The organism is Streptomyces sp. NPDC043870, from assembly GCF_056435785.1.
Genome location: NZ_JBWKDT010000008.1, coordinates 23730 through 38682, shown reverse-complemented (window position 1 = coordinate 38682; position 14953 = coordinate 23730). Strand labels below are relative to the sequence as shown.

Below are 14953 nucleotides of genomic sequence, written 5' to 3'. Positions count from 1 at the left end.
TCAGCCCCTGCTCGCGGCATCGGCGAAGGCGGTGCGCAGATGCGCGGCGGCCTGTTCGACGGCCCGACGGGCCGCGTCGAGCGTGCCGGACATGGTGAAGAAGCCGTGCGCCATCCCCGGGTAGCGGGTCGACTCGGCGGGTACCCCGCTCTCCCTGAGCCGCTGGGCGTAGATCTCGCCCTCGTCGCGCAGCGGGTCGTACTCGGCGGTGATCACCAGCGCGGGCGGCAGGCCGGAGTGGTCGGGGGCGCGCAGCGGGGAGGCGAGCGGGTGCGTCCCGTCCTGCGGGCCGGCGAGGTAGTTGTCCCAGTACCAGTGCACCGACTTGTCGTTGAAGAGCAGCGGATCGGTGTTCTCCCGGCGGGACGGGGTGTCCGCCAGGTAGTCCGTGTTCGGGTAGACGAGCAGTTGGGTCAGGATGTCCGGGCCGCCCGCGTCACGGGCCATGAGCGTCACGGCCGCGGCGAGGTTGCCGCCGGCGCTGTCACCGCCGGCGGCCAGACGGCTCGCGTCCGCGCCGAACCGGCCGGCGTTCTCCGCGGCCCACCGCACGCCCGCGAAGCAGTCCTCGGGGGCGGCGGGGAACTTGTGCTCGGGGGCCAGGCGGTAGCCGACGGCGACGGTGAGGCAGCCGACGGAGTTGGCTAGGTTCCGGCAGAGCGCGTCACTGGTGTCCAGCGAACCCAGCGTCCAGCCGCCGCCGAAGAAGTAGACGAGCACGGGCAGCGGGCCCTCGCCCGCCGGCCGGTAGACGCGCACCGGCAGGGGTCCGCCGGGGCCGGGGATCGTGAGGTCGTGCACCTGGTCCACCGGCTCGGGGGTGCCGGCCTCGGCCCGGATGGCCGCGAGGTCGGCGGCGCGCGCCTCCTCGAGCGTCATGGTGTACAGGGGGCGGACGCCCTCCGCTGCGCGCCGGTCGTACAGGGTCTGCAACTGCGGATCAAATGGCATGGTGCCTCCGGTCCAGGGCCCGCGGGCCGTGCGGTCGCGGGCGGTTCAAAGGGTGTCGGGAATGAGCGACGGGTCGGTCGCGATGCCGCGCAGCCGGCTGACGATGCCGTCGGCCGCCCGGCTGTAACAGGTGAAGTTGCCGTGGAGTACCGATTCGGCGTTGGCCATCTCCAGCAGCGCGACGAGTTCGAAGGCGAGCTGGGCGGCGTCGGTGTCCGCGCGGATCTCGCCCGCCTCCCCGGCCTCGTCGATCATCTGCTCGACGAGGATGAACCAGTTGCCGTGCGCGCTCGCCACGGCGTCGTGCACCTTGCCCTGGCGTGCGTCGTACTCCGCCGAGACCGAGTAGAAGAAGCATCCGCCCGGGAAGACGCGCTGTGCCGAGTAGGAGAGCCAGTTGCCGCACAGGCACCTCAGCCGGCCGAGACCGGCGGGCAGGTCGCGGGCCGGCTGCACCACGTGCTCGATGAAGACCTTGATGGCGGCGCGCACGGTGGCGAGCTGTAACTCCTCCTTCGATCCGAACAGGGCGAACACACCGCTCTTGCTGAGGTCCAGCTCGCCCGCGAGGCGGCCGAGCGACAGGCCGTCGAGGCCCTCCACCGACGCGATCCTGACGGCTCGTTGGAGGATCGCCCGCCGGGTCTGGTTGCCGCGTTCGATCCGTCCGTCCGTTGCTGTCCTTGCCAAGGAACACCTCCCGTTACCTCCCACCGGGGGGTGTCCGCTCGGTGACCAGGCACTTACTCCATTATGTGGACGACCGTGCGGACATGTGGGAGAGTTCGTTTAGTGTACGCCCGTGCGGTTAGTTGAGGCGCGGTCGAACGCGCACAGGGCTGGAAACCATGACCTCGGGGGTGTTCGCAGAGGTGCCATCGGCGCTTGACGAGTACGAGGCGGCCGCCAGAGAGCGGCTGCCGGGGCCGGTATGGGACTTCCTGGCGGGAGGGAGCGGGACCGAGTCGATGCTGTCGGCCGGCCGCGAGGCTCTTGACCGGATCCGGCTGAGGCCGCGGTGTCTGGTCGACGTCTCGGACTGCGACCCCCGCACCTCGCTGCTGGGGACGGATCTCGCGGCACCGCTGGGCATCGCGCCCATGGCGTACCACCGACTCGCCGATCCCGAGGGGGAGGTGGCGACGGCGCGCGCGGCCGGAGAGGCCGGCGTGCTCTTCACGGTCAGCATGTTCGCGAGCCGCACCCTGGAGGACATCGCAGCGGCGGCCACGGGGCCGCTGTGGCTGCAGCTGTACTGGCTCAAACGGCGTGAACCGATGATCGACCTCGTACGACGGGCGGAGGCCGCCGGGTACCGCGCGCTGGTCCTGACGGTCGACGCGCCACGGGTCGCCCACCGGCCGCGGGACGCGCGCAACGGTTTCGCCGTTCCGGAGGGCATTCGCGCGGTGAACGTCGATCCTTCCGTCATGTCGGCCTCTCATGTCGACGAACCGGGTGAGTCCGCCATCGCGCGGCATTCCCGGGAACAGTTCGACGCCTCCATCACCTGGGGTGACCTTGCCTGGCTGCGCGAACGCACCGAACTGCCGCTCGTGTTGAAGGGCCTGCTTACCGGAGAGGACGCCGAGCTGGCCCTGAAACACGGAGCCGACGGGATTGTCGTGTCAAATCACGGAGGGCGTCAGCTCGATTTCGCACAAACTGCTGTGGAGGCGCTTACGGAGATTGCCGAGACCGTCTCGGGGCGCTGTCCGGTGATCCTCGACGGCTCGGTTCGGCACGGCGCCGATATCGCGAAGGCGCTCTGTCTGGGGGCGGATTCCGTTTTAGTCGGACGTCCCATTCTCTGGGGACTCACGCATTCCGGAACCGCTGGTGCCGCCGCGGTCCTCCGCGCGCTCATGACGGAGTTCGAAGAGGTCATGGCCCTGATGGGCCTTCCGCGGGTTCAGCTCTTCGGCCCCTCGGGGGTTACTCGTAAGTGAATTTTCTTTGACTCGCCGGGTCGCCTCCCATTCACTTGCTCCTCCTTGAGTGGATGGGTGCCTCGACGCGCTCGAAAATAGCTGTTCAGGGGCATTCTTCGAGGAGCAACAGTTCACCCAGCTTTGCTTGATTACTGGCAGGTACTAGGCAATGATGAATTTGCCGCCACGGGGGAAGCGGAGGGTGGCAGGTCGTTTCGAACGCTTTGATTGGTGGGGATTCCAGTGGGGGAAACGGTGCCGAAAAGGGCCGATTGCAGCGGGGGCGCCTGGATCGACGACTTATTACTCGAGGGGGACTCCCGTAGAACCGCCCTCCATCTGGGCCGGCCCGTCAGTCGTGCGGAACTGCGCCGACTCGTCACAGCAGAGCAGGAGCGCCTCCAGGCCGCCGGCCTGGTGACAGGGGGGACGCTCGCCGTACGGATGCCCCCCTCCCTCGCCTGTGTCGTCGCCATGCTCGCCGGGTGGCGCACCGGAGCGCAGGTCGCGCTGCTCGACCACCGGCTGACCACCTACGAGGTGGGCAAAGCGATGGCGCGGCTCGCGCCGCAGCTGGTCGTCGAGCCGGTCGAGGAGGTCACCGGCCGACTGCGCGGGCACTTCGACGTCACCACCCGCATCACCCCGGTGCACGGCGGCCGCCCGGCCGCCTCGCCACACGCACTGCTCCAGCTGAGCTCCGGCTCGACCGGCCCCTCCAAGGTCATCGGCCGCACGGTCGGCAGCCTCCTGGAGGAACTCGACCGGTACGCGCGCCTCGACGGCTTTCCGCGCCGAGGCGAACGCACCGTCGTGCTGGCCTCGATCATCCACGTCCTCGGCCTCGTCGGCGGACTGCTGTACGGACTCGCCTCCGGCGTGGAGGTCGTCCTGCCCGGCACCCAGACGGTCGACGGCATTCTCAAGGCCGTCGCCGCGGGCGACGAGCCGACCACCATCCTCGGGGTGCCCTCGCAGGCGGCGCTCCTCACCGCGCCCCAGACGCCGCCGAGCCTTCCCCAGCTGCGCCGGATGATCGTGGGCGGCGAACTGGTCAGAACGGACGTCTGGGAACGGTTCACCCGCAACTACGGTGCCGATCTGGGCGTCATGTACGGCATGACCGAAGCCGGCGTCATCGCCACCGACCTCTCCGGTTCCACCCGCCCCGGCCTCACGCCGGCACCCGGCATGAAGGTGCGGGTCGAGGACGGACAGATCCTGCTGGGTCTGCCGGCCACCCCGTACGTGGGGCCGGCGGACCCGACCCGCTTCATCGACGGCTGGCTGCGTACCAAGGACGCGGGCAGCTTCGACGAGGCCACCGGTCTGCTGACGGTCCACGGAAGACTGGACTCGCAGGTCTCCATCGGCGGGCTGAAGGTCGACCTCGCCGAGGTCGAGGAGGCCCTCACCACCCTGCCGGGGGTCACCGATGCGGTGGTCGTGCAGGGCACCGGCATCGAGGCCTTCGTGAGCGTGCGGGAGCAGGAGGTCCTCGACGGCCTCGCCGCCTCGCTCGCGGCCCGGCTCGCGCCGTACAAGCGGCCCCGCACCCTGCACGCCCTGCCGGAGATCCCCCGTACCGTCACCGGCAAGCCGGTGCGCAACGCCGAGATCCTGCGGGCCGCCGTGCGGTCCGCGGCCTCGGCGAACGGCTCAGCTCCGGGCGCCGGAGCGGATCCGGCGCACCTGGACGCGGACATCGCAATCGCCTGAACCACTCCCGGCGTCACCGTGCACCGCGACGCCGAGGACAACACGACCGTCACCCACCAGGACGGCCGAGGACGCGACATCGTCGAGGCCGGGCAGGGGGCACGGCGACGCCGGGGCGTCCCGGCCGGGAGGCCAGCGGTCCGGAAGCGGCATACAACGGCTCATGCCCCCGCCGCGCAGTCCCCGGCCGAGTGCCTTGCCGACCGCTTCCTTCTGCGTCCACAACCACAGGAAAGCCACTGACCGTTCCTGCTCGGGCAGCCCACGGATCCAGGCCGCCTCTGCGGGATGAAGCCACGCGCGGGCCATCGACTCGGCGCGCAGCCGGCGTACCCCTTCCACATCGACACCCACCGGAGCCCTGCCTGTCAGGGCGATCGCCAGGGCTCCGCGCGTGTGGGCCACGCTCACGCGCATCGCCTCACCGGCCCCGCCGAGATACGGGCGGCCGCCGGGTTCGTGTTCCACCCAGACCTCGGACTCCGGGACGCCGAGCATGTCGGCCGCATTCCGCAGCAGCAGAGTGCGTGCCTCTCGGCGCTCGTCCCCGTCCGTGGTGCACCACAGCACCGTCACCATGTCCGGGTCCAGCCCCGGGCGCCCTTCCATGAACAGGGAGTCAATCAAATGTCCGCTGAGGTTGAGAAGTTCATCATCGAGGCGCTGAAGAACATGAACTACGACGTGGCCGATGTCACCGGCGACACCCCGCTCGGCCCGGCCGGCCTGGACCTGGAGTCGCTCTCCGTCGCCGAGATAGCCATCCAGGTCGAGGACACGTACGGCGTGAAGTTCGAGGAGGACGAGATGGAGTCCGTCGCGCTCCTCACCGTCGCCGGTCTCGTCAAGGAGATCGTCGACCGGGCCTCCGCCACCGCTGCCGCGGTCAAGTGATACCGCGGCCGACGACCTCCTGACCTGCGCGCACCTCCCGGCCCCGGCGCCTCGGCGCCGGGCGGGAGGGGCGCAAGCCGTACGCGAAGAGTCCGAGACAACAAGGCCCGAAAAGTAGGGACATCCGGGAATGAACCCGAAGAACGAGCGCGCGGAACTCGCGGCCGATCAACGGCTGGGCGTGGGCAACGTGCTCACCACACTGATCGAGCGGGGCACCGGCCTCGACACTCCGACCCTGACCTTCGACACCGAGGTGGACGGCCATCCGGCCTGGCAGGCCCTCACCCTCGCGCAGCTCGGCGAGCGCGTCGCCGCTCGGGCATCCGCGCTGCACGCCCGCGGGGTCCAGCCCCGCGACCCGGTCGCCGTCTGGGTGACGGACGGCGCCGACCAGGTCCTCAGCTACCTGGCTTGCGCCCGCCTGGGCGCGATTCCCGCGCTCATCAACGGCAGACTCCCCGCCGAGCAGGCCGCCGAGTACATCAAGCGGCTGCGTGCCGTCGGTGTCATCGCCGATGTCCCGCACTGGGACGCGCTGTCCTCGGCCGGCAACACCACGCCGCTGCTCGCCGACCCGGTCGACCTCGGCAAGGGCGACCCCGCGTCGGCTCCCAGGCCCTACCGGCACCACGGCAACGAGCCCGTGGTCATCACCCACTCGTCAGGGACCACCGGCCTGCCCAAGGCGGTCACCCACTCCCACCACAGCCTGTTCGCGGCCGTCCGCCACCGGCTGTCGCTGCCCAAGGGCCAGGGTCTGGACCGGATGCTGGGCGCGCTGCCCTCCGCGCACGCGGCCACCGTCATCGCCGTCAACCTCGCTCTGACCAACCGCGCCCAGCTCGCCGTGGTCTCCCGGCAGACCGGCACCCTGGTCCTCGACGCCATCGAGTCCTGGCAGCCGCAGAGCGTCCTCGGCTTCGCCGCAACCTGGTCGGAGCTCGCGGGCGAGGACCTGTCGAAGCGAGACCTGGCCTCCGTGCGCACCTGGTGGAACACCGGGGACTGCGCGCACGAGGCGCACATCCGCAAGCTCATCGCCACCGGCTCGCGGGAGTCCGTGACCGCGCAGGGGCGGGTGCGGCAGCCCGGTTCGTTCTTCGTGGACGGCCTGGGCTCCTCGGAGATGGGGCACTCCCAGTTCCACATCACCCACACTCCCGACACCAAGCGCTACGGCCGTTGCATCGGCAAGCCGCACGCCTTCTCCGACGTGGCGGTCGTCGACGACGACGGCGAGAAGCTCGGCACCGGCGAGGTCGGCCAGCTCGCCATCAATGCGCCGACGCTCTCCCTGGGTTACTGGAACGACTCGGTGACCACCTACCGCACCCGCAGGGACGGCTACTTCCTCACCGGCGACCTCGTCTACCGCGACGAGGAGGGCTACTACTTCCACGTCGACCGTGCCGTCGACGCGGTGGACCTCGGCGACGGCCACCGCCTCTACACCATGCTGTGCGAGGAACGCGTCCTCGCGGACTGCGCCGACGTGCTGGAGTGCACGGTCGTCGCCGTGCCCACGGACGGCCGGGTGGTCACCTCGGTCCTGCTCATGCTGGACCCGGAGGCCGACCAGGAGGCCGACCGCACGGCGGAGGTGCTCGCCGCGCTGGACCCGCACGTCGCCCGCACCGTCGAGCGTGTGGTCGTGGTCAGCCCGGACCGCATCCCGCTCGGCGCGACCGGCAAGGTGCGCAAGTTCCTGCTGCGTCAGCGGTTCCTCGACGGCGAGCTGCTCGGCCGGGAGTCCTCCGCCAAGCAGGTGTCCGTATGACGGCCCCGCGCCCGGGCGCCGTGATCACGGGGCTCGGTACGTTCACCCCGCTCGGCCGTGGCGCCGTGGACACCTTCGACGCCCTGTGCCACGGCAAGTCCGGGCTGCGCAGGCCGCCGGAGGGGCACCTGCTCGACGGCACCGTGGGCACCGCCGGCATCGCCCCGGACATCGAGGCGCGGGAGGTGCTGCCGCCCAGCGAGGGACGGCTCGTGGACCGTTACGCCCTGATGGCCCTGGCCGCCGCCGACGACGCCCTGGCCGACGCCGGGCTCGTGGTCGGCCGTGACGCCGACCCGCAGCGGGTCGCGGTGGTCGTCTCCAGCGGCGCGGGCGGCCTGACCACGTACGAGGCGCAGACGCACGAGCGTGTCCAGCGTGGCCCGACGGCGGTCAGCCCCTACCTGCTGCCCGGCATGCTGCCGAACATGGCGGCCGCCCGGATCGCCATCAAGCACGGTATCCGAGGCTGGAGTTCGGCCTTGGCGACGGCCTGCGCCGCCGGCGCCCACGCCGTGGCGGAGGCCGCCCGGCTGATCCGGTACGGCGAGGCCGACGTCGTGGTCTGCGGCGGCGCCGAGGCGCCGCTCAACCCGACCTCCGCGCTGGCCTTCGCGCACGCCCGGGCGCTGGCGAGCGGCTGGGACGACGATCCCGAGGCGGCCAGCCGCCCCTTCGACCGCCGCCGCAACGGGTTCGTCCTGGCGGAGGGAGCGGGTGTGCTGGTCGTCGAGCGCGCCGAGCACGCGGACGCCCGCGGCGCGGCGGGTTACGCCGACCTCCTCGGCTGGGGCGTCACGACCGACGCCTTCAAGCCCACGGCACCGCGCCCAGGGGGTGAGGGAGCCGCCCAGGCCATGCGCGGAGCCCTCGCGACGGGCGGCCTGGTGCCGGACGACATCGGCTACATCAACGCGCACGGGACGGCCACCAAGCTGGGCGACGTCGCCGAGACCAAGGCCGTCCGGGCCGTCTTCGGGGACCGCTCGCCCGCCGTGAGCAGCACCAAGTCGATGACCGGCCATCTGCTCGGCGGCTCCGGCGCGGTGGAGGCGGCCATCTGTGCCCTCGCCCTCTCGCGCGGCATGCTGCCGCCCACCCACAACCTCGATGAGGTGGACCCGGCCTGCGACCTCGACCACGTGCGGGGTGAGGCGCGGCGCGTACCGGTCGAGGCCGCCGTCTCCAACTCGTTCGCCTTCGGCGGCCACAACGTCAGCCTGCTCTTCGGCACGGCCAGCACCCGCAACAAGCGACAGAAAGAGGGAGTACGCACGTGAACATCGGAGCCGTGGACCACGTCGAGTTCTATGTCGGCGATGCCCAGCAGTCGGCGTTCTACCTGTGCACCGCGTTCGGCTTCCGGGTGCGCGGCCAGGCGGGTCCCGAGACGGGCCAGACGGACAGCCGGTCGCTGCTGCTGCGGCAGGGCGGCGTCGACATCGTGCTGACCTCCGCGCTGACCGCGGACCACCCGGCGGCGCAGTACGTCTCCCGGCACGGCGACGGCGTGGCCAATATCGCCTTCGAGGTCACCGACGCCGCCAAGGCGTTCGAGACGGCTGTCGAGCGGGGGGCGACCGCCGTACAGGAGCCCGTCGTGCACAGCCGGTGCGGCAGCGAGGTCGTCACCGCCTCCGTGCTCGGATTCGGCGACGTCGCGCACCGGTTCGTGCAGCGCACCGGGGACCGGGACGACTTCCTGCCCGGCGTGATGGACATCTTCGCCGCCGACCCCGAGGAGAGCGAGCAACTGCTGCACACCGTCGACCACGCCGCGATCTGCCTGCCGGCGGGCGAGCTGCGGCCGACGGTCGCCTTCTACGAGAAGGTCCTCGGGTTCAGTCAGATCTTCGAGGAGTTCATCGAGGTCGGTGAGCAGGCCATGGACTCCAAGGTGGTGCAGAGCCCGTCCGGCAAGGTCACCTTCACGCTCATCGAGCCCGTGACGGACCGTCAGCCCGGCCAGATCGACGCCTTCCTTGCCCGGCACGGCGGCGCCGGCGTGCAGCACCTCGCGCTGCTCACCGACGACATCGTCGCCACCGTCCCGGCGATGGAGGCCCGTGGCGTCTCCTTCCTGGACACGCCCGGCACCTACTACGACGAGCTGACGGAGCGCCTCGCCCGGCCCGACGTGCGGATCGAGGACCTGCGCCGCACCAACGTCCTGGTCGACCAGGACCACTGGGGCCAGGTCTTCCAGATCTTCACCCAGTCCATGCACGTCCGGAAGACCTTCTTCTGGGAGGTCATCGACCGGCACGGTGCCCGCACCTTCGGCAGCGGCAACATCAAGGCCCTCTACGAGGCCGTGGCCCGCGAGAAGGCGATGGCCTGACGCGCCGGTACCGGCACCCGACGCCCTCGCACCCCCGACCTTCTCTGCCCGCAACCGCAGTACTCGAGGAAAACCGTGACTGTTCAGGACACCACACCGTTCACCCTGACCGACGAGGAGCGCGCACTCCTCCCGACGGACGAAGAAGTCGACTTCTACGCCGAGCACGGCTGGTACCTGTCCAAAAAGCTCTTCACCGACGAGGAGACCGATCTCCTCGAGTCGGCGAGCGAGCGCTTCTACGCGGGTCACCGCGACCGGACGCTGCCGGTGCGCCCGCCCAAGCTCGCCTACTGGGAGCCCGGGCACGGCCCCGTGCAGCGGCACAACGACTACATCCACTACGAGGACGACACCATCGGCCGCATCCTGCGCAAGCCGCTGCTCGGCGCGGTCGCCGCGCGGCTCGCCGAGTCCGAGGAGATACGGGTGTTCCAGTCCACCCTGATCTACAAGCCGCCGGTGGCCGGGGAGCAGTCGAACATCGTGCCCTGGCACTTCGACCGGCACTACTGGGCCACCTCCACCTCCGAGCGGATGCTGACCGCGTTCATCCCCTTCCACGACTGCGGGGAGGAGATGGGCACGATCACGATGATCGACGGCAGCCACCGGTGGAAGGAGACGGCCGCCAACGACGCCACCTCCCTGCACTTCGCCGAGCGCGACCGCAGCGAGCTCGAGCAGATGCTGGAGGAGAACGCCGCGTACAACGGCGTCGAGGTGCGCAAGATCCCCATGGAGATACCGAAGGGCCACGTCAGCTTCCACCACTGCCGCACCTACCACGGCAGCGGAGCGAACGTGAGCGGCCGGCCGCGCCGGGCCATCTCCTTCCACCTCCAGGACGGCGAGAACCGCTACCGCGCCTTCCGCCGCTCCGACGGCACCGAGGTCTCGTACAACCACGACGTCCTGGTGCGCGGGATCGCCGAGGGGACGCCGGACTACGCGGACCCCGAGTTTCTCCCCGTGCTGTGGCGCAGCCGCTGATGCGCGGTGTCGCGGTGGTCGGAACGGGTCTGATCGGTACGTCGATCGCCCTGGCCCTGCGGGGCCGGGGCATCACCCCCTACCTCCTCGACGAGAACCCCGAGGCGGCGCACATCGCGGCCGATCTCGGCGCGGGGGTGGTGGGGGCGCCCCGCACGCCCGTGGACCTGGCCGTCCTCGCCGTACCCCCGCAGCATGTCGCCACGTCCCTGCGCGAGCACCAGCTGCGGGTGCTGGCCCAGGACTTCACCGACGTGTCCAGCGTCAAGGTACGACCGCAGCTGGAGGCGGCGGAGCTGGGCTGCGACCTGTCCCGCTTCGTGGGCGGTCACCCGATGGCGGGCCGGGAGCAGTCCGGTCCGCTCGCGGCGCAGGCCGGCCTCTTCCAGGGCAGGCCCTGGGTGCTGACCCCGGCCGGGAGCGCCGGCGAGCGGGCGGTCGGCCGGGCGACGGCCCTCGCCGAACTGTGCGGTGCGCGGCCGCTGGTGATGGACCCCGCCCAGCACGACCGGGCGGTGGCCCTCGTCTCGCACACCCCGCACCTGGTCGCGAGCCTCCTCGCGGCGCGGCTGCTGCACGGCGACGAGTCCCATCTCCAGCTCGCCGGGCAGGGGCTGCGCGACGCGACCCGGATCGCCGCGGGCGACGCCGATCTGTGGACCGACATCCTCAGCTCGAACGCGGCCGCGGTCGCGGAGGTGCTGACGGAGCTGGCCCTGGAGCTGGACGCGGCCGTGGACGCCCTGCGGGAGCTGGCGCAGGGCCCGTCGGCGCACGGCCCCGTCGGCCGGGCCCACCTCAACGACGCCTTGGTCCGCGGTGTGCGAGGGCGCGGCCTGATCCAGGGGCGGGCGCTGAGCGGTGCGGCCGCGGGGAAATGAGGCACCGCCGCCCGTCGGTCGGGCGAACGGGCCCACGACGACTTCCGAACCAGTGGAGAGAGCGACTATGACCAGCCGACGGCTCGACGTCTGCGTGATCGGTGCCGGGCCCCGCGGCCTCTCGGTCCTCGAACGGCTGTGTGCGAACGCCGCGTCGGTCCCGGACGACGTACCGATCACCGTGCACGTGATCGACCCGTATCCACCCGGCGCCGGGCAGGTGTGGCGCACCGACCAGTCCGAGCACCTGCTGATGAACACGGTGGCCTCCCAGGTCACGATGTTCACCGACGACAGCGTGCGGATCGAGGGGGCGCTCGTCCCCGGCCCGAGCCTGTACGAGTGGGCGCGCTTCCTCACCTTCATCGGCCCCATGGACGGTCGCCGGCACGACGAACGGGTGCTGGGCGAGGCGCGCGCGCTCGGCCCCGACTCGTATCCCACCCGTTCGTTCTACGGCCACTATCTGGAGTGGGTCTTCCAGCGGGTCACCAAGACGGCGCCGGTCAGCGTGACCACCGTCGTACACCGCGCCCGCGCGGTGGCGCTCGACGACGAGCCGGACGGCACCCAGCGCGTGCGGCTCGACGACGGCACACTCGTCCAGGGACTCGACATCGTCATCCTCGCCCAGGGCCATCTGCCGGTACGGCACTCCGGTCGCCAGCGCGACCTGGGCGAGTTTGCCGCGGTCCACGGGCTCGGCTACGTCACGCCCGCCAACCCCGCGGACGTCGACCTGACGGCCGTGCGGCCTGGCGAGACGGTGGCGCTGATCGGGCTCGGGCTCAACTTCTTCGACTACATGGCCCTCCTGACGCTCGGCCGCGGCGGGCGGTTCGAGCGGCAGGGCGGTCGGCTCGTCTACCTGCCGTCCGGCCGCGAACCCCGGATGGTGGCGGGCTCCCGCCGGGGCCTGCCCTTCCACGCGCGGGGCGAGAACCAGAAGGGCGCGCACGGGCGGCACGAGCCGGCCGTGCTCACCGGCGAGGTGATCGAGGAACTGCGGGAGCGGTCCCGGCGGCGGGGCGGGATCGACTTCCGCGAGACCGTGTGGCCGCTGGTGTCCAAGGAGGTCGAGACCGTCTACTACACCGCGCTGCTCACGGCCGCCGGCCGGGCGGGCGACGCACGCCGGATGCGCGACGCCTACCTCGCCGCGCCACCGGGCAGCCGACGGGAGCAGGACTGCCTCGACGAGTTCGGCGTCGCCCCGGACGAGCGCTGGGACTGGAACCGGATCGCCCGGCCGTACACGGGACACGATTTCGTCTCGCCAAGGGACTTCCAGGACTGGCTGGTCTCCTATCTGCGCGCGGACCTGCTGGCAGCGCGCACCGGCAACGTGGACGGCCCGCTCAAGGCGGCGCTCGACGTCCTGCGCGACCTGCGCAACGAGCTGCGGCTCGTGATCGACCACGGCGGGCTCACGGGCCGCTCGCACCGGCAGGACCTGGACGGCTGGTACACGCCGCTGAACGCGTTCCTGTCCATCGGCCCGCCCGCCAGCCGGATCGAGGAGGCGATCGCCCTGATCGAGGCCGGGGCGCTGCGTGTGCTCGGCCCCGACGCGCGCGCCGTCACCGACGAGGCGGCGGGGGCGTTCGTGGTCGAGTCCCCGGCGGTGCCCGGCTCCCGGATCCCGGCCAGCACGCTGATCGAGGCCCGACTGCCGGAGATCGACCTACGCACCACCGCAGACCCACTGCTGCGCCAGTTGCTCGAGTCCGGCCAGTGCCGCCCGCACAAGATCGGCGACCCCGAGGGAGGGGCGTACGAGACGGGTGGACTGGCCGTCACCGACGCGCCGTTCCGGCTGATTGACGCCGAGGGCCGCGTCCACCCGCGCCGCTTCGCCTTCGGCGTGCCCACGGAGTCCGTGCACTGGGCGACGGCGGCCGGGATACGTCCCGGCGTGAACTCGGTGACGCTTCAGGACTCCGACGCCGTCGCCCGCGCCGTCCTCGCGAGCGCGGCGGACCGGCGACCGGACAACGAGATGATCGGAGAGCTGACCAGGTGACCACCCTGAACATCGACGCCGGGCTGCTCAGCCCCGTGCGCGCCGGTACCCCCGCGGAGGAGGCCACCTCCGACCAGGCCTGGTTGCAGGCGATGCTCGACGCGGAGGCGGCGCTGGTGCGCGCCCAGGCGGGCCTGGGCAACGTGCCCGAGCACGCGGCGCGGACCATCACCGGGCTGGCCCGCGCCGACCACCTCGACCTGCGCGCGCTCGCCGTACTCAGCCGGGGGGCGGCCAACCCGGTGGTGGCCGTGGTGCAGGCGTTCACCTCCGTGGTGGCGGCCAAGGATCCGGACGCCGCTGACTACGTGCACCGCGGGTCGACCAGCCAGGACATCTTCGACACCGGGCTGATGCTCGTGGCGGCCCGGACCCTGGACGTCCTGCTGGCCGACCTGGACCACGTGGCGGGGGCGCTGCGCGCGCTCGCGGGCGAGCACACCGGGACGCTGATGGCGGGACGCACGCTCGCGCTGCACGCCGTACCCACGACGTTCGGTCTCAAGGCCGCCGGGTGGCTGCTGGCGGTGACCGAGGCGGCGGACCGGCTGCGCCGGCTGCGGGCCGAGGGGCTCATGGTGCAACTCGGCGGCGCGGCGGGCACGTTGGCGGGCTACGTCGAGTACGAGCGGCTGCACCGGGAGGACCGGCAGGAGCCCCTGACCGAGGCGTACGCGCGACGGCTGACGGAGCGGTTCGCCGCGGAGACCGGCCTGCGTGCCCCGTTGCTGCCCTGGCACAGTCACCGTGCGCCGATCGCCGCGCTGGCCGCCGGACTCGCCCTGACCACCGGGGTGCTGGGCAAGATCGCGGTGGACGTTCAGTCGCTGGCCCGCACCGAGACCGCCGAGGTGGCGGAGCCCGCCGCGGCCGGGCGGGGTGTCTCCTCGGCGATGCCGCAGAAGCGCAACCCGGCGCTGGCAACGCTGATCCGCTCGGCCGCGTTCCAAGTGCCCGCCTACGCGAGTGTGCTGACGCAGACGATGCTCTCCGAGGACGAGCGCTCGGCCGGTGCCTGGCACGCCGAGTGGCAGCCGTTGCGCGAGTGCCTGCGGCTGGCGGGCGGGGCCGCACACACGGCCCGCGAGCTGGTGTCCGGGCTGGTGGTGGCGCCCGAGCGCATGCGCGCCAACCTGGGGCTGACCGGCGGCCTGATCGTCTCCGAGCGGCTCGCGGCCGTGCTCGCGTCCGCCCTCGGCAAGGCGGCGGCCAAGGAGGTGGTGAGCAGGGCTTCGGCGCAGAGCGCCACCACCGGCCGCTCCCTCGCCGATGTCCTCGCGGCGCAGCCCGAACTGGCCGGCCGCTTCGACGCCCGCGACATCGAAGCACTCCTCGACCCGGCCGCGTACACGGGGGCCGCGCAGGAACTGACGCGGCGGGCGCTGGGAGAGGAACGATGAGCGGGCGTGAACCGACCCGGCGGGCCATCGAAGGGGCGTC

The 14953-nt window shown here is 71.8% G+C and carries 13 protein-coding genes; 10 read left to right on the top strand and 3 right to left on the bottom strand.

Annotated elements, in window-relative coordinates; all coding sequences use genetic code 11:
- A complete protein-coding gene (locus AC0699_RS12885) occupies positions 1-951 on the bottom strand; it encodes an alpha/beta hydrolase (protein ID WP_478659185.1) in 951 nt (316 codons plus the stop codon).
- 45 nt (positions 952-996) lie between these two features.
- Entirely contained in the window at positions 997-1641 is a 645-nt protein-coding gene (locus AC0699_RS12880) for a TetR/AcrR family transcriptional regulator (RefSeq protein ID WP_478659183.1), read from the bottom strand.
- A gap of 158 nt (positions 1642-1799) precedes the next feature.
- Here AC0699_RS12880 and AC0699_RS12875 point away from each other — a divergent pair, with 158 nt between their 5' ends.
- Both AC0699_RS12875 and AC0699_RS12870 read left to right on the top strand, forming a co-directional pair.
- Complete coding sequence (locus AC0699_RS12875) at positions 1800-2900, top strand: alpha-hydroxy acid oxidase (RefSeq protein WP_478659181.1); 1101 nt, start codon at positions 1800-1802, stop codon at positions 2898-2900.
- A 213-nt stretch (positions 2901-3113) separates the two neighbouring features.
- Entirely contained in the window at positions 3114-4601 is a 1488-nt protein-coding gene (locus AC0699_RS12870; RefSeq protein ID WP_478659179.1) for a class I adenylate-forming enzyme family protein, read from the top strand.
- On the opposite strand, the gene AC0699_RS12865 is transcribed toward AC0699_RS12870, so the two are convergent.
- Positions 4542-5210 (bottom strand): 4'-phosphopantetheinyl transferase family protein, encoded by a 669-nt coding sequence (locus tag AC0699_RS12865; protein WP_478659177.1) that lies wholly within the window; start codon positions 5208-5210, stop codon positions 4542-4544. The genes AC0699_RS12870 and AC0699_RS12865 overlap by 60 nt on opposite strands.
- 18 nt (positions 5211-5228) lie before the next feature.
- On the opposite strand from AC0699_RS12865, the gene AC0699_RS12860 reads away from it, so the two are divergent.
- From AC0699_RS12860 to AC0699_RS12825, 8 genes are all read left to right on the top strand, one after another.
- A complete protein-coding gene (locus AC0699_RS12860) occupies positions 5229-5495 on the top strand; it encodes an acyl carrier protein (RefSeq protein WP_478659175.1) in 267 nt (88 codons plus the stop codon).
- 130 nt (positions 5496-5625) lie between these two features.
- Entirely contained in the window at positions 5626-7275 is a 1650-nt protein-coding gene (locus tag AC0699_RS12855) for a class I adenylate-forming enzyme family protein (protein WP_478659173.1), read from the top strand.
- On the top strand, positions 7272-8555 hold the full coding sequence (locus AC0699_RS12850) for a beta-ketoacyl-[acyl-carrier-protein] synthase family protein (RefSeq protein WP_478659171.1): 1284 nt from the start codon (positions 7272-7274) through the stop codon (positions 8553-8555). Before AC0699_RS12855 ends, AC0699_RS12850 begins: the two co-directional genes overlap by 4 nt.
- Positions 8552-9616 carry a 4-hydroxyphenylpyruvate dioxygenase gene (gene hppD / locus AC0699_RS12845; RefSeq protein WP_478659169.1) on the top strand — a complete coding sequence of 355 codons (1065 nt, stop codon included), beginning with the start codon at positions 8552-8554 and terminating at the stop codon, positions 9614-9616. Before AC0699_RS12850 ends, hppD begins: the two co-directional genes overlap by 4 nt.
- Before the next feature lie 75 nt (positions 9617-9691).
- Positions 9692-10609 carry a phytanoyl-CoA dioxygenase family protein gene (locus AC0699_RS12840; RefSeq protein WP_478659167.1) on the top strand — a complete coding sequence of 306 codons (918 nt, stop codon included), beginning with the start codon at positions 9692-9694 and terminating at the stop codon, positions 10607-10609.
- A complete protein-coding gene (locus AC0699_RS12835; RefSeq protein ID WP_478659165.1) occupies positions 10594-11490 on the top strand; it encodes a prephenate dehydrogenase in 897 nt (298 codons plus the stop codon). Before AC0699_RS12840 ends, AC0699_RS12835 begins: the two co-directional genes overlap by 16 nt.
- Before the next feature lie 67 nt (positions 11491-11557).
- Positions 11558-13513 (top strand): FAD/NAD(P)-binding protein, encoded by a 1956-nt coding sequence (locus tag AC0699_RS12830; protein WP_478659163.1) that lies wholly within the window; start codon positions 11558-11560, stop codon positions 13511-13513.
- The gene (locus AC0699_RS12825; protein ID WP_478659161.1) at positions 13510-14913 is read left to right on the top strand and encodes a nitrosuccinate lyase; all 1404 of its coding nucleotides are present in this window, start codon (positions 13510-13512) and stop codon (positions 14911-14913) included. Before AC0699_RS12830 ends, AC0699_RS12825 begins: the two co-directional genes overlap by 4 nt.
- Positions 14914-14953: the final 40 nt, after the last annotated feature.

Coding starts and splice junctions, on each gene's coding strand:
- AC0699_RS12855 (WP_478659173.1), top strand. CDS start 5,626: ATGAACCCGAAGAACGAGCGCGCGGAACTCGCGGCCGATCAACGGCTG.
- AC0699_RS12860 (WP_478659175.1), top strand. CDS start 5,229: ATGTCCGCTGAGGTTGAGAAGTTCATCATCGAGGCGCTGAAGAACATG.
- AC0699_RS12830 (WP_478659163.1), top strand. CDS start 11,558: ATGACCAGCCGACGGCTCGACGTCTGCGTGATCGGTGCCGGGCCCCGC.
- AC0699_RS12850 (WP_478659171.1), top strand. CDS start 7,272: ATGACGGCCCCGCGCCCGGGCGCCGTGATCACGGGGCTCGGTACGTTC.
- AC0699_RS12865 (WP_478659177.1), bottom strand. CDS start 5,210: ATGGAAGGGCGCCCGGGGCTGGACCCGGACATGGTGACGGTGCTGTGG.
- AC0699_RS12875 (WP_478659181.1), top strand. CDS start 1,800: ATGACCTCGGGGGTGTTCGCAGAGGTGCCATCGGCGCTTGACGAGTAC.
- AC0699_RS12885 (WP_478659185.1), bottom strand. CDS start 951: ATGCCATTTGATCCGCAGTTGCAGACCCTGTACGACCGGCGCGCAGCG.